General features: G+C 38.4%; 2 pseudogenes. Both read left to right on the forward strand.

Going from position 1 to position 396, the window contains the following annotated elements:
* A pseudogene (locus tag WFH18_RS17835) lies at nt 1-141 on the forward strand (MerR family transcriptional regulator); the annotation flags it as partial.
* A gap of 93 nt (nt 142-234) precedes the next feature.
* Nucleotides 235-396, forward strand: a pseudogene (locus tag WFH18_RS17840) (IS6 family transposase); the annotation flags it as partial.

The following is a 396-nucleotide window of genomic DNA, read 5'->3' on the forward strand; positions in this document are numbered from 1 at the left end:
TTAATTGACTTACATGTCAGTGCTATCAGAGAAAATATAATCAAGCAACAAAAGCTTATTGAACAACTATCTGATTTAAGAGGTACTTGTGATGGTTTATGTACAATTGACCAATGTGGAGTTTTAAAAAATCTAGCTTGATTATCTAGACCTATGCTTTTTTCAAAAAATCGGCACTGTTGCAAATAACCACGAATGGTAAGCTGAAGACTGTTTTAGCTAAAGGTGCAGCATATGAATCCTTTCCATGGTCGGCATTTTCAGGGCGAAATCATTCTTTGGGCTGTGCGCTGGTATTGTAAATATGGCATTAGCTATCGTGAACTGCAGGAAATGCTGGCCGAACGGGGTGTGAATGTTGATCACACGACTATTTACCGTTGGGTTCAACGTTAT

It is taken from the genome of Acinetobacter sp. USHLN143, assembly GCF_037145695.1.
Taxonomy (GTDB): Bacteria; Pseudomonadota; Gammaproteobacteria; order Pseudomonadales; family Moraxellaceae; genus Acinetobacter; species Acinetobacter fasciculus.